A 20,804-nucleotide genomic window follows, 5' to 3' on the forward strand; every position below is an offset into this window, starting at 1 on the left:
TCCAAATGAAGAACCGAATTCTCGGCACGACGGCGCTGGTCGTCGCGGCCGTCTCGCCGTTCGCCGCCTTCGCGCAAACGGCCGACCAAGTCTCGGCGCAGGCTAACGTGTCCCAGGTCGACGAGATCATCGTCACCGGCAGCTATCGCCGCAGCCTGGAAGAGGCCGTCGACATCAAGCGCAAGACGATCGGCTTCTCCGATTCGATCGTGGCGACCGACGTGGCCAACTTCCCCGAGCAGAACCTGGCGGAGGCGCTGCAACGCATCCCCGGCGTGACCATCGAGCGCAACAGGGGCCTGGGCCAGCGCGTGTCGGTGCGCGGCCTGCCCAGCGAGTTCACCTTCGTCACCATCAACGGCCTGGCGACCGCCTCGGGCAGCGGCGGGCGCGACGTCGAGTTCGACATCTTCGCCTCGGAAATCATCCAGCAGGTCACGGTCCAGAAGTCCCCGCGCGCGGCGGACGAGGAAGGCGGCATCGCCGGTTCGGTCAACATCTCGACCGCACGTCCGTTCGACTACGAGGGTCGTCGCGTCGTGGCCTCGGCCGAGGGCGCCTACAACTCCATCTCGGAAAAGACCGATCCGAAACTGTCCTTCCTGGCCAGCGACACCTGGGGCGACTGGGGGGCGCTGGTGTCCTTCTCGAGCGCACGCCGGACCAACCGCACGGACTCGGAATCGGGCATCAACTTCCGTCCCCTGACGCGTTTCCTGGCGACCTCGACCGGCGTGCGCGGCACGCAGGCCGCCGCCGTCCTGGCGCGCGACGCCGGCGTGATCGTCCAGAACCGCGCCAATACGGCCGAGACCGACCGGATCATCTTCCAGGACAAGGTGGGCGACCGCGCCTATCTGAACACCCAGGATCAGTGGGGCGGAGCCCTGTCGCTGCAGTATCGTCCGTCGGCTGAGTTCAGCCTGTCGTTCGACGCCCTGATCGGCCGCTACGAGACCACCGAAGACCAGTATGATGCGGCGGCCTATTCGGCCTCCAGCCGTTCGACACTTGAGACGATCCACGAGTTCGACAAGACCACCTTGGCCGACTACGGAATGGTGGTGCTGCGCGACGTCTCCTACACGCTCACCCAGCACGAGATGCTCAGCAAGGAGCAGATCAACGAGACCGACTATCGCCAGTTCGGGACCGAGCTGAACTGGAGCGGCGACAGCTGGAAGCTGCACGCCCTGGCCGGCTATTCCGGCGCCGAGAAGACGCTGGACTACGCCAATCTGAAGCACGTCGCCTATGCGCCGTCGCGGACGCGCTGGACCGCCGACGGCGGCGAGACGATCAAGAGCGCCAACCCCGCCTCGATCGACATGTATAACTCGCCTCAGAGCTATCTGTTCGAAGCCTATGAGACGTCGCTGGAACAGATCACCGACGACAAATACGCCGCCCAGATCGACTTCACCAAATACCTGGGCCTGGACTTTTTCCCGGCCCTGACCAGCGTCCAGTTCGGCGCGCGCTATACCGACAAGTCCAAGGAGCGGCAGTACGGCGCCCTGAACATCCAGGGGACCGGGCCGGGCCGCGTCGACTATCTGAACCGTCCGATGTCGCAAAGCGAACTGACGCCGATCGGCGACCTGGTTCCCGGCGGCGCCTTCAGCATTCGCGATCTGAACTGGAGCCAGGTGTCGAACGACTACGCCCGTCGCACCTTCCGCTACGACGGCTTCTCCACGCCGTTCACGCCCGGCGACTACTATGAAGTGTCGGAAAAGGTCCTTTCGCTCTACGCCATGGCGGACCTGAACTTCGACATCGGTCCGGTGCCGGTCTCGGTCAACGGCGGGGCGCGCTATGTCGATACCTCGATCACTTCTTCGGGCTATCACCAGATCCAGAACCCGAACGGTTCGACCGGCTTCACGCCTGCGCCGATTTCGAGCGACGGCGGCTATGACAAGCTGCTGCCCAGCGTGAACCTCACGGCTGAACTGACCGACAGCCTGGTGTTCCGCGCTGCGGCGTCGGAGACCCTGATCCGCCCGGCCCTGACGGACCTGGCCTACAAGCGCACGGCCAGCTTCAACTCCTTCCGCTTCACCGACGGCAACCCCAATCTGAAGCCGACCTACGCCAAACAGTGGGAAGTGGGGCTGGAGCAGTATCTGGGCGACGGCGGCCTGCTGGCGGTCTCGTATTTCTGGAAGGAAATCGAGGGCGTGGTGCGTCAGGCCCTGACGGGCACCGTGCCGAACGTGACCAAGTATAATGCCAACGGCACGATCGACGGGGTCTATACCTTCGACGTCTATCAGCCGATCAACGAACCGGGCTCCTATGAGGTCAGCGGGGTCGAGCTGGTCGCCGTGGTGCCGTTCGGCCAGTTCTATGCACCGCTGGAAGGGTTCGGGATCAACGCCAACTACACCGTGCTGGACAGTTCGCTGACCGGCACGTCGAAGCTGGGCATTCCCACCCCGCCGGTCGGCCTGGCCGACAACACCTACAACGTCACCCTGTTCTACGAGAACGCCAGGTTCCAGGCGCGGGCGTCCTACAACTTCAAGGACAAGTACGTCGAAGCCATAGGCTACGAAATGTATCCGATCTGGCGCGAGGGTTATGGCCAAGTCGATCTGTCGGCCAGCTACCGGGTGACCGACGCCATCCAAATCAACCTGGAAGGCATCAACGTCACCGACGAGGCGACCAAGGGCTACACGATGGATCCGTCCTTCCCCACGATGTACGAAATGTCGGGACGCCGGATCAATCTGGGCCTGCGGATGGAGTTCTGATCCGTTCGTGGACCTGAACCCCTGCCCTGACTGTCAGGCGAGCGCGTGATCCCCGCGCGTTCGCCTCGCCGTGACGCCTCCTCCTGTTCGGGAGGGGGCGTCTTTGCGCCTGCGGCGGACACCGGCGTCGAGGCCGAGGTGAACCGTCTGCGGGCCGATCTGGTCGCCTATCTGTTGCGCAAGACCCGCGGCGCCGGCGACGCCGAGGACGTGGTTCAGGAGGCCTTCGTGCGCTTTCACCGCGCCGGCCATGATTTGAACAGCGCCGACGCCCGGCCCCTGCTGTTCGTCATCGCGCGCAACATCCAGCTGGACCGCTGGAAGGCCGAAGGACGCGAGAGCGCGCGACGCAGCGCCCATGACATCCACGACCTGGACAACGGACCGCGCGCCATCGCTAGCGAGACGCCCGACGCCGAGACCGGGCTGATCCGCCGACAGGACCTGGCCGCCGCCGCCGCCGTGATCCGCGCTTTGCCGCCCAAGACCCGCGACGCCTTTCTGCTGCACCGGTTCGAGGCCCTGACCTACCGCCAGATCGCCGGGCGGCTGGGCGTATCGGTCAGCATGGTGGAAAAACATATCGCCGAAGCCCTCCGTCAACTGAAGAAATCGCGGGGCGACTGAGGTGTCTCGCATCTGGATCGTTGTGTTTTTTGAGGCGGGCTGCAAAGGCGACCCGCGCCGCGCGTTTAAGAGGAAATCGCCACGCTGATGCTGGAGCGCCTGAACATCCTGATCGCCGCCCGTCCCAGGACGGCCGAGGCGTGGCTGGCCCGCATGGCGCGGCCGGGCGCGGGCACACGCGAACAGGCCGGCCTGATCGCGTGGCTGGAGGCCGATCCCGACCATCTACGTCAGTACGAACAGGCCAAGGCTGACCAAGCGGCGCTGGAACCCTTGCGCAGCGCCTTCGCCGGCGATCTGGCGGCCCTGCGTCGCAGCGAGCGCAAGTCGATGACGCGCCGTCCCTTGCTGACGTCAGGTCTCGCCGTGGCGGCCGTCGCCGCCGCCGTCGTCCTGGTTCCGATGTTGAAGGGCGCCGAACAGGGTCGGCTTTACGAGACGGCGCCCGGCAGAATCACTGACATCGCCCTGGACGATGGGTCGCGGGTGACACTGGACGCCGGATCCGCCATCCGCGTGAACCTGGGCGACGACGCGCGCCGTGCGACGCTGGAACGGGGCGCGGCCTATTTCGAGGTGGCCCACAACACAGCCCGTCCCTTCCAGGTCGCAGTCGGGGATCGTCGGGTGATCGTGACCGGCACGCGCTTCGTCACGACCCTGACCGGTGACGGCGCGCAGATCTCGCTGTTGCAGGGGCGGGTCGCGGTCGGGACGCGCGATGCGACGGCCAAAGGTGCGCTGGACGGCGCCCTGACGCTGTCGCCGGGCGAACGCGCGGACTTCCAGCCGGGCAAGCCGGGCATCCGCAAGACCGCCGCCGACGTCGAGATGGCGACGGCCTGGCGCAAGCGTCGCCTGGTGTTCCAGGACGCGCCCCTGTCGGCCGTGGTCGCCGCCGTCGCCCGTTACTCGGCGCACCCCTTGGTCCTGGCCGATCCCGCGCTGGGGCGCGCCCGCGTGACCGTGGTCCTGCCGCTTGAGGGCGAGGACGCGCTGGAGGACCGGATGGCGGCCCTGCTGCCGATCCGCATCGTGCAGGACGAAGACGGCCGGCGGCTGATCCGCGCGGAGTGAGGCGGCCGTATCGCAGACCTGTCATGGGACTGCGCTAAGGGCTTCACGGAACATCTCCCCGAGGCTCGCTGTGAAACCGCCCGCTGCATCGCTGCCCGCCGGCGTGCGACGCAAGCCTCGGCGCGTCGTCTGCGGGGTTGCGACCGTCGCCGTGATGGCTGCCCTTGCCCAGCCGGCGCTGGCCCAGTCCGGGTCGCGCGTTCAGGCCTTCGACATCGCCGGCCAGGACGCCTCGTCCGCCCTGTTGCGCCTGTGCCTGGAGGCCGGGTGCGAACTGGCCTTCGTGCAACGTCCCGGCCGGGACGTGCGGACGCGCGCGGTCAACGGACGGATGAGCTGGCGCGTCGCGCTGGCGCGGATGCTGGAGGGGACCGATCTGCGGTATCGCTTCGTCGGGCCGCGGGGCGTGCGCATATGGGCCGTCGCCCCGACAGTCCGCCCGGCCGCGTCGCCCCCGCCCGAAACGACCGAACTGGAAGCGGTCGAGGTCGTCGGCCGCCTGTCGGATCGGATCGACGAGGCCTTGCGGCGCAAGCGCGACGCCGACGTCATCTCCGACGGCCTATCGTCCGAACGGATCGGCGACCTGCCGTCCGCCAATCTGGCCGAGGCGCTGCAACGGGTGCCGGGCGTCGCCATCGAGCGCGAGGTCGGCGAGGGTCAGTTCGTCAGCGTGCGGGGTCTGGGGCCGCTGTTCCAGTCCGTGACCCTGAACGGCGCCCCCGTGGCCTTCAACGAGAACATCCGCAACTCGACGCAAAGCGGACGGCAGTTCCGGTTTCGCGCCCTGTCCGTCGATCTGCTGGCGGGCGCGCGCCTGACCAAGTCCGCCACGGCGGACCTGACTGAAGGCGGCATCGGCTCCAACATCGACATCGAGACGGCCGGCGGGCTGGACGGCGATCCGTTCCTGACGCTGCGGCTTGGCGGCGAGACCACGACGCGTGACGGACGCATCAGCCCCGATCTGTCCGTCGGCGGACGATGGGTCTTATCGAGCGGTTCCGCCGGCCTGGTCGCGGGTCTGTCGCAGGAGCAGAGATCGGTCCGCTATGATCGGTTTCAGGTCATGCGCTATGGAGAGATCGTCGTGGACGGCCGCACTCTGGCGGCGCCCAACGACCTGCGCACCACGGTCGAAAGCGAGGATCGACGCCGCCGCAGCGGTTTCGTCGGCGTGGACTGGCAGGTCTCGCCTGACCTTCGCCTCGACCTCGACGCCCTGGTCTCGACCTTCGACAACGCCATCCGCGAGGACCGGCTGGTCTTCGGCCTGGGCGAGCGGTTGGCGACGCCGGGCGCGATCCAGCGGGTACAGGACGGGGTCGTCACGGCGGGCCGGATCGCCGCCGGACGGATCGACAACAACACCGAGTTCTCGGACCAGTCGCACCTGAACATCGCCACCTCGCTGGGGGCCGAACTGCGACGCGGGAACTGGCGACTGACCCCGCGCCTCAGCGTCTCCAGCGCGCACTCCGTGCTCGACACGCCGCTGGAGCGACTGTCGGCCCAGTCGCCGGAAGGCGTCGCCTACGTTTTCGATCTGAAGGGCGCCGCCGACGCGCGTCGGGCAGACCGGCTAACGACCGACTTCGATCTGTTGGATCCCTCCCGGCTGGTTCTGGCTCAGTTGAATATCAGGGCGGTCGAATCCCGCGACGAGGACGTGACCGCCGTCCTGGACGCCCGCCGGACCCTGGACCGAACCTGGGGCGGCCTTCGGCTTTCGTCCGTTCAGATGGGGGGGCAGTTCAGCACGCGCAGCCGCGACTATCAGCGCCGCGACCGACGCGCGGCCCTGCGCCCCGGCCAGGGCGACATCGCCGGCCTCTATGACGGCGTCACGCCGGGGGATGTGTTTTCCGACCTGATCGCTGCGCGCCCCGGGCCCTGGATCACGCCAGCGTTCGACCGGCTACGCGCCGCCTTCGTCCTGCCCGGCGAACGCGACGACGTGGTCTTTCGGCCGGACGACCTGACGCCCACAGGCTCGGACTTGCAGAACTCTTACGGCGTCGAGGAGCGGGTTGCGGCGGCCTATGTCCGGGCGGACTTCGACGGGCGTGGGAGCGGCCTGTCCTATTTCGGCAACACCGGGCTGCGGCTGGTCGGGACGCGCACCCAGGTGGAGGGCGCGCGCATGGCTGCCGTGGGCGGCGCGGCGCAGGTCACGCCCCTGACTCATGACGGCGAGAATGCGATCCTGCTGCCCAGCCTGAACCTGGCGTTCGACATCGCGGACGACGCCGTCGTGCGCCTGGCGGCGTCACGGACCATCACCCGCCCCTCCCTGGCCGACCTGCGCGCCTCGACGGTGCCCGCCAGCGTTCTGGTCTCGGCCATCTATCAATACGGGCAGGCGGCCGTCGACAGGCCCGAGCCGGGCGTGATCTTCAGCGGGATCGGCGGCAACCCCGAACTGACCCCCTATGTCTCGACCAATCTGGACCTGTCCTATGAGGTCACCGGCCGCCGGACCAGTTTCAGCTTGGCCCTGTTCCGTAAGACGATCCGCGACTTCATCCAGGCGACCTGGGCCGTCGAGACCCTGACGTTCGAGACCCGAACCGGCGCGGCGGTCCAGGCGCCGGTGCTGATGTCGCGTCCACGCAATGTCGGCCAGGCCCGGATCGACGGGCTGGAGGCGGGCCTGCACCACCGATTGGGCGGCGGTTTGGGCGTCTGGGCCAGCGCGACCTGGACCGACAGCCGCCTGGCGGACGGCGAGCGCCTGACCGGCGTTTCGGACCTCGCCTGGTCGATCAATCCGTATCTTGAGCGCGGCCCCTTTGCCTTGAACCTGTCCTGGTCATGGCGATCCGCCTTCCGCTCCGAGGCCGACCTGCAGGGCGGCGGGGTATCGGCGTTCATCGTCGGCGCCGCGGGCTACCTGGACGCCCAGGCCACCTATCGGATCGACGCAAGGACCCGACTGTCAATCGCCGCCACCAACCTGACCGACACCCGCGATCTGGCCTACGAACGCACGCCCGCTCGCCTACTCCAAGTCGGCTCTGCCGGTCGGCAGGTTTCGTTCGGCCTGGAGTTGAACTGGTAGGAAGCTTTGCGAAACACCATTACACCAGCCGAGGCTGCCGGGAACCTCTCGCGGTTTGGAGCGTCCGTGATGCGCCACTATCGCCATAATGGACCGACGAGGTTTCCGCCGTGAGAATGGGCATTTCGGACCGTGGTCGGGCGATTGAAGGGAGCATCTCCAGATCGATTCTGGTCCTGACAGCACTCTAGAAGCTGTGGGGAGCCCACAGCGTTTGGCATGAATGCAGCAAACACAGTGGCTTCAAGACGGCGCGAACCCGCCATCCACCTGAAGAGTGGCGTCCGCATTTTCGACAACAGCCAACCGCGAAACGTCCAATCCATGCTCCGTCTTGAGCGTCATCAGCCAGGCAAAGAGTTGCGCGCTCGTCGTTTGATCGGTCCGGAACCCCAACCCGCCTGACGGATCCATACCCGTGGTGATGACCAAACCGACTGCCTCGGCGCTCTGCCGGACCAGGGGTTCGATGTCGGTCCGGGCCGTTTTTGCGGCTGCGGTGCTCGGGCTGTTCGGCAGACGCCTCACGCCCGCGTCGATCCGCAACAAGGTCGTGCGCGCCTCGGCGCGCCGCTCGGCTGCTGCGTCGCGCCAGGCCCCTGCAGGAACTCACGACGAGCATCCACACGAAGACACCCGCAGCCATGACCGCCATAACGGCGAGCATCTGCCGCTCGCGGTCCGTACGTGACCACCACCAGCGCGTCGCCGGGTCAAACAGAGCAATCATAATGCGACTCCGATCCGGATTTCGCTGACGACGCGACCTGCGTCATCGACCGTGCTTGCGTCGTCCATCACAAGGCCGGCGCTCATCACCGCGCGTTTGAGCGTGTCGAGATCCTGATATGCGGAATAGCTCACCGTGGCCCGCACGCCGCCTTCCGGATCTGCGGTGAAACTGTCGAGTTCGGCCCCATCCACGCCCTCGACGGCCGCAAAAAGCGCCGCAGCTACGCCGGTGACACCCCCCGCCGGAGCTGCTGTGAGCCGACCCTCCAGAGCGGCCCGGGGATCGGGAGAGGTCGCCAGGTCAGGCGCCGCGCGCGTTAGGATCTGCCGAGTCTGTTTTTCCATCCGGCTCGCCATGATGTCGTCACGCGCAGCCATGGCGAGGGTCAACATCAATGGTGTCGACACGAGAATGACGGCCAGAGCCATAACCCGCTTCCAGCTGCCACCGACGGAAACACGGCGGCGCTCAATGAGATTGATCGCCGGCCGCAGAGACGCCTCGATCATCAGCCGCTCGATATCCTCGGCCTCTTCAAGGATGACGAGCGACCATCCTTCGGTGAGCAGTTCGACCATATCAGGCTGGACAGTCGCCGCCAGACGTCGACCCCGCAGGGCGACATTAGGCGGAAACGACACCGCCATTATGCTGTCTTCTGACAGCGGCGCGGGAACGACGAGCGTGTCGGGCAACAGGACATCGACGGTAACGCCGAGCGCTTCGCAATAGTCCAGCCAGACCCGCCGCAATGACGCGTCGAATATGACCGCGACCTGATCCTCACCCTCGACGGCTGCGCTTAGGGCGACTTCAAGACTTTCCGAGGCCGCAGCCAGCCGGTCTCGCAGCGCCCACAAGACCGCCGAGCGCTTCTGAACGTCGCTCCCAGCCGGCACATGCACCCATTGGACGAGCACATCGGCGCCGGGCGCAATGGCCACTGTTCGCATGGCCAGGGGCTTCTCGACCGGATCGAGCGGCATCAGACCACGCTGCAAGACCGCGCCGTCCGACGCAATCACCATGAATGAGGCGGGTTCCGAGGCCCGGCTCGGGATAAGGATCAGGCGAGTGGAACTCATTCGTCGAGGGTCCAGCGTTGGATGACGGTTCTGGCCCCGCCCTCGGGCGGCGCATAAAGAAGGGCGGTGCGAACTGCGCGGGAGCCGCCGTAATCGACATCGACGCGCAGATCGAAATATCGGGTAAGAAGGCTCGTCTGCTCCCGCGCTTGCGGCGAGGCGGCGGATCCCAGCAGGGCTGGCTGGCTCCAGAAGGCGTCAACGCTCTGCCATCCGTTGCGAGGCCGCGCCTCAATCGCGGCGCGCGCCGCCGACAGACCGATCTTGCCCTCCATCAACATCATCAGCAGCGGCGCCGCCTCCGGCGTCAGGGTGTTGACGTTCAGCACGCTTGGCCGAGCGACTGGCAGAGCGCAGACGAAAGGCCGCAGACGTTTATAGGTCTGGGCGTCGACGCCACGGATCGCGCGAAGCTCACTGACCTCGGCCAGCATGACGCCGCCGGTTCGATAAGGGACAGCTGAGCCTGCATATGCGCCATCTTCTGCGCCCGAGGGCCGGGTCGCCGGATCAACGTCGAGCCAATCCACAAGACCGTCGGCCACAGCGCGGGCTGTCCCCTCCGTCAGGCCGACGCTTCGTCCAAGGGCGACGAACTGCGCAATCCCGGCCGGACGCGCCGTCAGGTCCTCGCCCTGTCCTTCGGCCACGCTGTTGAGGTTGAAGCAGTTCTGACCATCGCGCACGACCGCGCTCAGGCTTCCTCCGTCGATCGGAAAGCTGAGAACACGCCCGTTCCACTCCGGCTCCAGCGGCGTCCTGGTCGGTCCCATCGCGATGAGTTGGGCGACCTGGCGCAGCGCGAGCAGTTCGGCGCCGTCGGCGTACATCTGGGCTTGGGCTTGACCCTCGGCGTTGGTGGCGCGCCTGACCGAGAAGCGAACGTCATCCAGCACGGCCACGGCCACGACCGACATCACCGCCACCAGCAGCAGCACGGTCAGCAAGGCCATGCCTTCGCGGCGCCCGGAAGTTCTCGCTCTGCCCGAAGGGGTCATCGGCCGCCCACCAGAAAGAGCTGCTCGACCCGGCCCAGACCTTTGAGCGTCATCACCAGACGCACCGCGTCCGGCATCGGCTTGTCCGCGCTGGAAATAAACGCAGGCGCCTCGACCCCGTCGCGGACGAAACTGATCTTCACGTCCGACACACCGCGATAGAGCACCTGGGCCGATCCGACACGAGATCCGTCCAGCCGGGGTGCAACCCGCCGTTCGAGACGGTCGTCAACAAGGCTGTACTCCACCCGCTGAAGCGAGGCGCGGGGCTGATCGCCGGGATTGGACCAGCCGGCCCTCACCAGAGTCAGGACCGGCGCGCCCGCCTGGGTCGCGCCGATGATCGGCTGCTGTTGCGGGCGACCTGTCGTGCCCCGCGTCCGACGCGCAGTCGCTTGGCCAATATCCGATTTCAGAAGCGCGCGCATACGCTGCAGGTCGCCAGTCCGGTCCGTTTCAGCCTTGATGGCGAAACGGTTGTCGATGGTTTGGGTCAACACCGTCGCGCCTGCTGCGGCGATCAACGCAAAGATCAGCAGCGAGATCATGACTTCAACGAGGGTGAAGCCTGCTCGTCCTGGATCCCGGCTCATGAGGCCCGCGCCCGGAAGGCCGTGCGATCCGCCGCCTGCCCCTCGTCATTAGACACCCGGACCTCGACCCGCTGGATGTCGGCGACGTCGGTGGGCGCCACGATCCGTGTCCAGCTCCAGTCCCGGCCCGCCAGGTTCGTTCGCCCGTTCGACACGCCGTCACTGAGCGAAGGCGCGATGACCGCCTCGATGACCAGATTGTCCGCCACGATCCCGCCGAGGGTGCGGCTCTCCACCCGCGCCGCCGAACGCGTGTTCTCCCCAACCAGATTCAACAGCGCCATGGCGGACAGGCCGAAGACCGCCAGGGCGACCAGCATCTCGACCAGGGTGAAGCCATTGCGCCGGGCGCACCGATCAGTCATCGACCTTGACCTCGCCGGCGCCATCCACCGTCACGACCCGCGCCCGGCCCTCGCGTCTCAGGGTCAGTCGGTACGGGTCCGCCACGCCTGTGGGGTCGAAGACGACCAGCGCCGCCTCTTGACCCGCCTCGGCGATGGTGCCGGTTTCCCAAAGCACGGGTTTGAATGGCCCCTCCTCTAGCTTGGTCCAGGCCCAACCATCGAAAGCCTGAAACCCATAACCTGACGTGGTCGTCTCGACGGCGATCGGTTGGTTGGTCAGCATCGCCTCGTCTCGCGCGCTGGCCAATCGGGCGGCGAATCGCTCGGCCTCCGCACCAACGGCGGGCCTCGGATCGGGCGCGACCATGACCACGGCGGCGCCCGCCATCGCGATGATGGCGACCGTCATCATCAGCTCGACCAGGGTGAAACCGGCGCGCGGCTTCCGACCGAGCCTAGCTCTGCCAGTTGCCAAGGTCCGCATCCTCACCCTCGCCGCCCTCCTTGCCGTCCGCGCCCCATGAGAAGACGTCGAACTGACCGCCGTGCGTGCTCGGGCGCCGATACTGATAGTCCTGGCCCCAGGGATCCTTGGGCAACCGACGGACGTAGCCGCCTTCGCGGTAGCGCTCAGGCTGAGACAAACCCTGGGGCGCCGCCACCAGAGCCTGCAGGCCCTGGGCGCTATCCGGGAAGGTCAGGTTGTCGAGCCGATAGGTTTCGATCGCCTGTTCGAGCGTCGAAATATCGGCTCTGGCCTTTCCGACCATGGCCTTGCCCTGGGCCGGCAGGACATTGATGGCGACGACCGTCGCCAAAAGACCGATGATGACGATCACCACCATCAGCTCCACCAGGGTGAATCCGGCGCGTCGGCGACGCTGGGCCTGTTTCTTGGTTTGGGTCATCTCAAGCAACTCCTCACCCCATCGCCAGGGTATTGATCTGAAGAATGGGCAACAGGATCGACAGCACGATCAGGCAGACAATCCCGCCCATGATGACAATGATCGCCGGCTCCAGCAGGCTCAGCATCACGGCTGTGAACGTCGCGAACTCGCGCTCAAGATAGTCGGCCGCGCGGTCGAGCATGGGCTCCAGCCGCCCGCTGCTCTCACCCGAGGCGGTCATGTAGACAAGGATGGGAGGGAAAACGTCGGCCCGGCGCATGGCGCTCGACAGGCCGCCGCCTTCGCGCACCGTATCCGCCATCGTCTCGGTCGCGCGCCTCAGCGCCCGGTTGGACACGGTGCGCGCCGTAATGGTCAGGCCCTCCAGAACCGGAAGACCTGCGGCGATCATCGTCGACAGCGTCCGAGCCATCTTGGCGCCGTGCAGATCGCGGGTCAGTCGCCCGACCAGGGGCAATCGCAGCTGCAGGTGGTCGACTGTCAGCCTAAAGGCCGGGTTTCGCCACATCGCTGCAAAACCGATCGCCCCGACGGCGATGACGAGCGCGAGCAGCCAGCTCCAGTTTTGCATCAGCTCCGACACGCCGATCACCAGGCGCGTCAGCAGCGGCAGGGTCTGCCCCATGCTGTCGAACTGATCGACGACCTTGGGAACGACGAAGGTCATCAGGGCCCCGATGACGCCGAGCGCAACGATGGCCAAGACGAGAGGATAGACCAGAGCGGTAATCACCTTGCCCCGAACCTGCTCGTCCAGTTCGAGTCTGTCGGCCAGACGCTCAAGGATCGACTGAAGCGCTCCGGACGTTTCACCTGCCGAAACCATTGCGCGATAGAGCGGCGGAAAGGCTCTGGGTTCCAAAGCCATCGCGTCCGACAGACGCCGTCCGCTCATCACTCCGCGGTGCACGGTCTCCAGGATCATTCGCACCATGGGCCGATCCGCCTGAAGAGCGATCGTGCGCAAGGCCTCTTCAATGGGCGCGACCGAAACCAAGGTCGCCAGTTGCCGGGTCGTGAGCGCCAGGGCCTTCGAGCTCAAACGCCCCGGCTTGCCCGAAGACGCGCGATCAACATGGGACGTCGCGCCGGTCGAGGGCGTGATGTCCAAGGGAACCAGCCTCTTTCGGCCCAGCGTCTTTCGGACGGCGGCGTCGTCCAATGCCGCGACGGCGCCCGTGACGGTTCGGCCCTCAGCGTCCACAGCCACATAGTCGAACAAGGCCATCAGGCCGCGGCTCCCTGTGACGACGTCGGGGGTTCCAGATGAGCGGCGTCCTGCTGGGTTTCCTGCCGGGCGACACGAACGGCCTCCTCGACGGAGGTGATGCCTGCGACGACAAGTTCCCGGGCGCTCTGGCTCAGGGTACGCCCTCCCCGTTCCGGCGCCGCGAAGGCGACGGCGGCGATCGCTTCTTCTCCGGCCTCGGAGGCGATCAAGCGGCGGACGCGGTCATCCACGCGGATCAACTCGTAAAGACCCGTCCGTCCGACATAACCCGTTTGACTGCATCGCGCGCAGCCGCGCGGACGCCAGACCGTCTGACCGATCGCAAGCCCCGCCAGATTCGCTGTTGCGACATCCGCCGGCTCCGGACATCGGCAGTCCTCGCATAGCCTTCGCACCAGCCGCTGGGCGACGATCAATCGCAGGGTCGAGGCCAACAAGAAGGGCTCCACGCCCATGTCGCGCAGGCGGGTGATGGCGCCCGCCGCATCATTGGTGTGGACCGTGGTCAGGACCAGATGGCCCGTCAGAGCGGCCTGAACGGCGATGCTGGCGGTCTCGGCGTCGCGGATTTCACCCACCATGACGACATCGGGATCCTGGCGCAAAATGGCGCGAAGCCCGGCGGCGAAGGTCATACCCACCTTGGTGTTGACCTGGGTCTGGCCGACGCCGTCGATCGCATACTCGACCGGATCTTCGACCGTCAGGATGTTGCGGGTCGTGTCGTTGAGCAGGGTAAGACCAGCATAGAGACTGGTCGTCTTGCCCGACCCGGTAGGTCCGGTCACCAGTATGATGCCGTTGGGCTCCGTCAGCGCCGCGCGAAAAGCCTCAAGCACCAGTGGATTCATGCCCAGCCGGTTCAGGTCCAGATCGGCCTGCGCCTTGTCGAGGATCCGCAGCACCACCCGCTCCCCCCCCCGTGAAGGCAGGGTCGAGACCCGGACGTCCAAAGTCTTGCCGCCGAGCGTGAGCGGAATTCTGCCGTCCTGGGGCACACGTTTTTCGGCGATGTCCAGCCGCGCCATGACCTTGATGCGCGACACCAGAAGCGGCGTGATCCGGGGGTTCAGACTCAGGGCCTCGCGCAGCACGCCGTCCACCCTCATGCGGATCGTCAGAGCGGTCTCGAACGGCTCCAGGTGGATGTCCGAGGCGCCGGCACGCACCGCCTCGGCGATCACGCCATTGATCAACCGGATCACAGGCGCATCGTCGGCGGTGTCCAGAAGGTCGGCGGCGGCCGGCATGTCGTCGATCAGACTATCCAGTCCGCCCGGCATACCCCTGCCCGGCAGACCCAGATCATCGCCGTCGCCGGTCACCAGTGAGTCGCCGGCATAGACCTGCGACAGATGGCGATCGAACGTCACCTGATCCATTTGCTCAATCTTGAGCGGACACCCCAGCGCGCGCCGGGCCTCGATGAGACCTGCCGGGTCGGCGCCCTGCCTGAAACCGACCAGAGCGACCTCGCCGGCGTCGAGCAGGACCACGCCGTTGCGCTTGGCGAACCCATAAGGCAGCGTCGGATTGACCCGAGTGATCATGGTCGCCCGCCGGGCGGTTGAGCGCCATCGGCGACAGGCTGCAGAGGCGCCCCTGCGACCGACGCAAAAGGAGCGGCCCCGACAGGGGCATGTTCGGGCGGGGTCGCGCGCATGTAATCGCGCAACATTTCGTCCAGGCTCGGCTCGGCGCCTGGCGTGGCGGTTAGCTGTTGCTGGCGCATATAACCCCAGCGGTCAGCGGCCAGCCTCTGGGCGTCGCCCTCCGACCTCACGATCGTCGGTCGGATGAAGATCATCAGATTGGTGCGGCCCCGCTGACGGCTGGTCGATCGGAAGAGGGCTCCAACCCCTGGCAAGTCGCCCAGTCCTGGAACCTTATCGACCGACAGCCGGTCATTTTGGTCGAGCAGCCCGCCCGCCACCGCAATGGCGCCGTCGTCGACGACCATGGTGTTCTCCAGCTCACGCTTGTTGAGCACGAGATCCGATGACGAGTTGGTCAGGACTCCGTTGATGCTCGACACCTCCTGACGAACATGCAGGGTGATCGAGCCGCCAGCATTGATCTGCGGTCGGACCGTCAGCTTGACGCCGATGTCCTGGCGCTGGGTGGTGCGGAAGGGGTTGGAGTTGCCGTCCAGCAAGGTCTCGCCGGTCGTGATCGGCACCTCCTGACCCACCAGGATCGTGGCTTCTTCATTGTCCAGCGTCATGAGTGACGGGGTCTGGAGCAAGTTGGACCCTTCGTCGGTCTTCGCCGCATTGATGATGAAGCCGAACAGGCCGTCGCCGATACGGCCGCCGCCGCCGCCGACGAAGCCGTTCGCCCCGAGCAGGCTGTTGAGCGCAAGCCTCTGCAGCTGATCGCGGATGGTCGCATCCTTTGGATCGTCAAGCTGACCGGCGGCCGCCCCGCCTGCGATCGGGACCAGCGGTGTCGATCGGTTGCGATAGTTGGTCAGGCCCGCTGGATTGCCGTCTTCTCCCGCCAGAATCCATTGGACGCCAAGCTCGCGGACCGCCGTGTCGCTGAGCTCGACGACAATGGCCTCGATCAGCACCTGCTGACGACGGGCGTCGAGCTGCCGGATCACCTCGGCAAGCATTCGTTGCGTATCCGAAGATGCCGAAATCACCAGGGCGTTGGCGCCGGGAAAGCGCGCGATCGTCGCCTTCTGGCCAGGCAAGACGGTCGTCGGCGCCGAAGCCGGAGCCTCGACGGATGCGGTTTGGCCGATTCCGCCAGAATCTCTTTGGCTTGCAGGCGTGGCGTTGGCGCTGGCCGCCGTCACCTGCTGGCCAACGATCTGCTGAAGGACAGGCAGCAGTTGTTCCGCGTTGGCGTGTTCGAGGAAGACGACCTTGACGTCGTCGGCCGATTGGGCGCGCCGGTCGAGGTCTTCGATCAGCGGGCGAATGCGCGCCACGGCGGCAGGATCGCCACGCAAGATGACGGAGTTCGAGCTCTCCACGGGCGTCACGGACACCATGCCCTGCCCGGGCTGCCCGCCAGGGGGTGTGAGAACCGTCTGAAGAACGGCCGCGATCTCACGGGCTGAGGAGTTTTCCAGCGTCAGGACGTCGAAACTGGCGCGGTCCACGTCGATACGCGTGATCAGAGCGCGGATACGGGTCAGGTTGTCGGCAAAGTCCGCGACCACCACGCTGTTGCCGGCAGGATTGGGCAGGACCTGACCTTGGGCCCCGACCAGCGGTCGAATGGTTTCCGCCGCCGAGGCCGCATCGATATTGCGAAGCTGGAAGACTTCGGTCGAGAACCGCTCGGTCCCTACGGTCGATGGCCCCTGGGCCGCACCGGTCGCGGGACTGATGCGATAGGCGCCGGAGCCTGTGGGCGTGACGACCAGGCCGTTGGCGCGCAGGGTCGACAGGAACACCTCGAACAACTCGGCCCGACCCAGCGGTCTGTCGCTGGTCACCGTGACGGTTCCCGTCACCGCAGGATCCACAATGAAGGTCCGCCCCGTCATACGGGCGACATCCTGAATGAAGGCGCGGATGTCGGCGCCTTGGACGTTCAGGGTTTGCCGACCAGCGGACTGGGCCACGGCGGGCGCCGCCGTCAGCGGACCTTGCGCCAGTAAGATCGCCGAGAGAACGCCCGCGAGGAAGGTGGAACTGCGTCGGTTCACCGAGTTGTCCTTATGGTGGTCGTCTGCACTTGTCCGGCCCGTTCGAAACGGACCTCGGCATTGGCGCTGTTGGCGAGTTGGCCCCGAAGGGCGGCGATCCGGTCGAGGCCGGTGAGTTCATTGCCGTTGACGGACAGGATCACGTCGCCGGCCTGAAGGCCTGCTGCGGCCAGCTGGTCTCCAGAGCCTGAAACGGTGAAACCCTTGATGGCCATTCCTTGCATCCGGGGACGCAAAGAGGCCTGGGCCATCAGTCTGGACGGATCAACGGCGGCCACCGGGGCGGAGGGTGCGGACGCGGGCGCCGCCGGCCCGACAACCTGCTCGCCCGGCGGCGGAGGAGGAGGAGGCGGAGCCCCGACCGGGACTTCAGAGAAGACCAGCCGGCTGACGGACAGACCCCGCGCAAGGGTGACATAGTCCTGTCCGACTTCCTTAAGCACCAGGCCCGGCTCGACCTCCTCGCCGACGCCGATGGAAACCTGACGCCCGTCGGCCAAGCCGATGATCGCCGCCCCGTCGCCAACACCGCCGCTACGCACGCCGAACAGGCGAAGCTGGGCCGTATCCGCATTCGTCACATCCGCCAGGCTGCTAAGGCCGCCCGTGCGGAAGAAGGCGTCGAAACGCTGGAAAACACTTGAGTCTGTCGGCTTTATCGGCGCCTGCGCGAGCGGCGCCATGGACGGCGCGTTGGGATCGATCACGATCCAGACCAGGCGTCCGGCTTGAAACAGCAGCAGGCATATCAGGATCGCTTCAATCACCAACGGCAACCGCGTGGCGCGACCGGGACCGCGCGCTGACTGCGCAGTCGCGGATGCCCATTGACGGAGTTTAGAGATCACGTTCGCGCGCCCGACATTCGCCGTCGCGTCCAATGCGCGCGGCAAGGCCACGCTCCTAGACCAATCGGCGTAAGGCGGCTTCACTGGTATGCGACAACCGCAAGAACCTCGCGTGACACTTGCGAGGGCCGCGGATCAAATGTCTTAAAAACGTCAGGGGTCGATACTGGATCGACCCCTGACAGACTGTTTTAGAAGCGTGCGGTCAGGCTGACGGTGGCGCTAGATCCGAGATCGTAGTTGTTGATCCGGATCTTGCGACCCTGCTCCTGATATTCGTCGTAGTCGGTGCCGAGGAGGTTTCGCAGCTCGATGGCGAGACCCAGGTCCTGCCCGATCACGCTGAAGTCCTTGCGATACACCAAGTCGAGAAACACACCCGGATCCTGAATCAGATCCGGCTCGCCGGGACGGCCACGCGCCGAGGTGCGCTCGGAGACGTAGTTCACGATGATGGTCGCTTGCGACTTGGCCGCGTCGTCTTCCCAACCCAACTGAAGATTGGCGACGTGGTCCGACTGACCCTGCAGGCGGCTTCCATCAATGACGTAGAAGGAGGCCGGCTGAGCGACGCCGAGGCTGGACTGGGTCGTGACGGTGTCGCCGTCTTCGACCTTAACCTCGGAGTTGGAGTAGGTGTAGTTGCCCGAGACCAGCCAACGCTTGCTGGCGATGAACGGCAGGCCATTGTCCGGGAACTCCCAGAACTTCTTGGCCTCCAGTTCGACCCCTTTGACGATGGCCTTGGGAGCGTTGATGAAGGTCTGGGAAATGCTGGCGCCCTGATCGACGACGCTGGATTCAACCGGCTTGTCCAGATCCTTGTAGAAGACGCCGAACGTCACATACTGGTTGCGGGCGAAATACCACTCGTAGCGCGCGTCAAGGTTCAAGAACTCCGTGTTCACCAGATAGGGGTTTCCGATGAAGGTGCGGTCGCTTTCGACATCCGTATATTGCTGCGGCGCCAGTTCGCGGAACTGAGGGCGTCCGATGGTTTTGGACGCGCCGAACCGCAGTTGCATGTCCTCGGCGAAATTCCAGGTCACCGTCGCCGCCGGCAGCACATAGCTTTCGTCGATTTCGGTCGGAAGGAAGCCGATCGTGGCGCCGAACAGGTCGAACGGATTGACGCTTTGCTTGCCGTCCTCAAAGCGGACACCGAGGTTCAGGTTCACCAAGGGGATGACCTCGGCCTCGACCTGACCGTAGACCGCATTGATCCTCAGGTTCCCATCATAGGCCGAGGCGCCGTTCGAGCCCGTGATTTCTTCCAGCTGCAGCGTGGAGCCGATGTTGAAATCCGAGAACAGATAATCGACGCGCGAAAGCTGCTGTTCGGGGGTCAGGCCATTGAGGGCGATGAAGTGAAGAAGGCGCTGCTGCGACGAACGATCGTTGTCGCTGCTCGCCACGCCCAGGGTGAACTTGGCTTCGCGCGCTTCCGAGAGCGGCAGGGTGTAGCTGATGTCCGCGCCGCCCGAGACAATGGTGTCGTCCAGATTGCTGAACGAGATCCGGTTGGTCTGGATATTGTGGATGATGTCGCCGGCCGCGTTCTTGCCGTAGCCGAACTGGGTCTCATACGGCGCGTCGCGCGATGTCTTGGCGTAAGCCGCACGCCAGGTGAAATCCCACGCGCCCGCCGTGTGATCGCCGGACAGCTGGGTCGTGAAGAGCTGACGGGCGAACCATTCCGTGTAGTCGGTACGGCGATAGGCGCCGCCGCCGAGATCGTCGAAACCAGCGACCGAGCGGGCTTCCTTGGTGACATTTCGGACGTAGAAATTGGTCCACTTGATCTCGTTGTCGTCGTTCGCGAGGCTTAGCGAGCCAAACAGATTGAGACCGATATTGTTCTCGTTGGACCGGAAGACATAGTCGTCAGCCAGGACGAGTTCGCCGCTGTCGATACGACCAGATTGCCTCACGCCTTGGCGACCCTTCCAGCTGTTGTCATAGCCCGCGACGAAGACTGCGCCGAGCGTGCCCAGCGGGGTTTGCATCGAGTTTCCGCCCGTCAGGCTGAAACCGAGGTTCGCAGGCGTCTGCTCCTTCTGAAGAAGACGCAGCGGAGCGTTCTCCAGCGACTGGCCGAGGGTTCTGAGCTGGGCCGCCGTATAGGCGGGGCCGGCCTGGATCCGGTTGCCGGATCTGAACGCCAGTTCGATACCGTCGGGAACGCTGCGCGTGTCGTCGTCAAAGCCCGTGAAGTCCGTGCGCGATCCGTAGTAGATCAGATTGTTGCGGCCGGTGAACTCCGTGTCCGCACCCACCGAAGCCTTCATCGTGAAGAAAGGCCGCGTCGGCGTCGACAGGGTCTGCAGGTCGATGACGCCGCCGCCGAATTCACCCGGGAAGCTGGCGGAATAGGTCTTCTGAACGGTGACGCCCTTCAGAATGTCGGACGGGAACAGGTCCAGCGGGATCACGCGTTGCAGCGGCTCGGGGCTGGGAAGCGGGGAACCGTTCAACAGCGCAGAGGAGTAGCGCTCGCCCAGACCGCGAACATAGACAAACCGGCCTTCGACGACCGAAAGGCCGGTGACGCGGGTCAGGGCTGCGGCGGCGGTGGAGTCGCCCGTACGCTGTAGGTCCTCGGCCGTAAGGAAGGCCGCCACCTCAGGGCTGGCGCGGTTGGGCTCGGGGATGAACCGGCCCAGAACCACGATTTCGTCGACGTTGTCCGGCGTCGCATCGACGTCCGGTTGGGCCTGCGCCGCCGGGGTTTGCTCGACGGGAGCGGGAGGGTTAACGGATTGAGCGGATGCGTAGCCAGGCGCGACCATTGCGCTTGTGGCTAGCAAGACCCCTGTCAGGGTCAGAGTAACAGTCTTCATGATCTGCGCCTTGAAGGGGGTGTGACG

At 65.8% G+C, this 20,804-nt stretch carries 15 protein-coding genes and 2 pseudogenes; 4 read left to right on the forward strand and 13 right to left on the reverse strand.

Going from position 1 to position 20,804, the window contains the following annotated elements; all coding sequences use genetic code 11:
- Positions 1-5: 5 nt before the first annotated feature.
- The 4 genes from ACZZZD_RS06055 to ACZZZD_RS06070 all read left to right on the forward strand — a co-directional run bounded on the left by ACZZZD_RS06055 (position 6) and on the right by ACZZZD_RS06070 (position 7,527).
- On the forward strand, positions 6-2,762 hold the full coding sequence (locus tag ACZZZD_RS06055; protein WP_463433560.1) for a TonB-dependent receptor: 2,757 nt from the start codon (positions 6-8) through the stop codon (positions 2,760-2,762).
- A gap of 45 nt (positions 2,763-2,807) precedes the next feature.
- Positions 2,808-3,389, forward strand: a complete 582-nt coding sequence (locus tag ACZZZD_RS06060; protein ID WP_463433562.1) for an RNA polymerase sigma factor — start codon at positions 2,808-2,810, stop codon at positions 3,387-3,389.
- A gap of 87 nt (positions 3,390-3,476) precedes the next feature.
- Positions 3,477-4,466 carry a FecR family protein gene (locus ACZZZD_RS06065; protein ID WP_463433564.1) on the forward strand — a complete coding sequence of 330 codons (990 nt, stop codon included), beginning with the start codon at positions 3,477-3,479 and terminating at the stop codon, positions 4,464-4,466.
- A gap of 154 nt (positions 4,467-4,620) precedes the next feature.
- A complete protein-coding gene (locus ACZZZD_RS06070) occupies positions 4,621-7,527 on the forward strand; it encodes a TonB-dependent receptor (protein ID WP_463436094.1) in 2,907 nt (968 codons plus the stop codon).
- A 243-nt stretch (positions 7,528-7,770) separates the two neighbouring features.
- On the opposite strand, the pseudogene ACZZZD_RS06075 reads toward ACZZZD_RS06070, so the two are convergent.
- From ACZZZD_RS06075 to ACZZZD_RS06135, 13 genes and pseudogenes are all read right to left on the reverse strand, one after another.
- Positions 7,771-8,085, reverse strand: a pseudogene (locus ACZZZD_RS06075) (hypothetical protein); the annotation flags it as partial.
- Between the two features lie 25 nt (positions 8,086-8,110).
- Positions 8,111-8,257, reverse strand: a pseudogene (gspM, locus tag ACZZZD_RS06080) (type II secretion system protein GspM); the annotation flags it as partial.
- Positions 8,254-9,345, reverse strand: a complete 1,092-nt coding sequence (gene gspL / locus ACZZZD_RS06085; protein ID WP_463433566.1) for a type II secretion system protein GspL — start codon at positions 9,343-9,345, stop codon at positions 8,254-8,256. The pseudogene gspM and the gene gspL, both read right to left, overlap by 4 nt.
- A complete protein-coding gene (gene gspK / locus ACZZZD_RS06090) occupies positions 9,342-10,298 on the reverse strand; it encodes a type II secretion system minor pseudopilin GspK (RefSeq protein WP_463433568.1) in 957 nt (318 codons plus the stop codon). Before gspK ends, gspL begins: the two co-directional genes overlap by 4 nt.
- A gap of 41 nt (positions 10,299-10,339) precedes the next feature.
- Positions 10,340-10,936: a type II secretion system minor pseudopilin GspJ gene (gene gspJ / locus ACZZZD_RS06095; RefSeq protein WP_463433570.1), complete on the reverse strand. Its 597-nt coding sequence runs from the start codon at positions 10,934-10,936 to the stop codon at positions 10,340-10,342.
- Complete coding sequence (gene gspI / locus ACZZZD_RS06100) at positions 10,933-11,301, reverse strand: type II secretion system minor pseudopilin GspI (RefSeq protein WP_463433572.1); 369 nt, start codon at positions 11,299-11,301, stop codon at positions 10,933-10,935. The genes gspJ and gspI overlap by 4 nt, the downstream gene beginning before the upstream one ends.
- Positions 11,294-11,758: a GspH/FimT family pseudopilin gene (locus ACZZZD_RS06105; RefSeq protein WP_463433574.1), complete on the reverse strand. Its 465-nt coding sequence runs from the start codon at positions 11,756-11,758 to the stop codon at positions 11,294-11,296. The genes gspI and ACZZZD_RS06105 overlap by 8 nt, the downstream gene beginning before the upstream one ends.
- Entirely contained in the window at positions 11,739-12,191 is a 453-nt protein-coding gene (gspG, locus tag ACZZZD_RS06110) for a type II secretion system major pseudopilin GspG (RefSeq protein ID WP_463433576.1), read from the reverse strand. Before gspG ends, ACZZZD_RS06105 begins: the two co-directional genes overlap by 20 nt.
- A 13-nt stretch (positions 12,192-12,204) precedes the next feature.
- Entirely contained in the window at positions 12,205-13,422 is a 1,218-nt protein-coding gene (gspF, locus tag ACZZZD_RS06115) for a type II secretion system inner membrane protein GspF (protein WP_463433578.1), read from the reverse strand.
- A complete protein-coding gene (gene gspE / locus ACZZZD_RS06120; RefSeq protein WP_463433580.1) occupies positions 13,422-14,975 on the reverse strand; it encodes a type II secretion system ATPase GspE in 1,554 nt (517 codons plus the stop codon). The genes gspF and gspE overlap by 1 nt, the downstream gene beginning before the upstream one ends.
- Entirely contained in the window at positions 14,972-17,089 is a 2,118-nt protein-coding gene (gene gspD, locus ACZZZD_RS06125) for a type II secretion system secretin GspD (RefSeq protein WP_463433582.1), read from the reverse strand. Before gspD ends, gspE begins: the two co-directional genes overlap by 4 nt.
- A complete protein-coding gene (locus ACZZZD_RS06130) occupies positions 17,086-17,856 on the reverse strand; it encodes a type II secretion system protein N (protein WP_463433584.1) in 771 nt (256 codons plus the stop codon). Before ACZZZD_RS06130 ends, gspD begins: the two co-directional genes overlap by 4 nt.
- A 272-nt stretch (positions 17,857-18,128) precedes the next feature.
- A complete protein-coding gene (locus tag ACZZZD_RS06135; protein ID WP_463433586.1) occupies positions 18,129-20,777 on the reverse strand; it encodes a TonB-dependent receptor domain-containing protein in 2,649 nt (882 codons plus the stop codon).
- Positions 20,778-20,804: the final 27 nt, after the last annotated feature.

This window comes from Brevundimonas sp. AC546, from assembly GCF_979258305.1.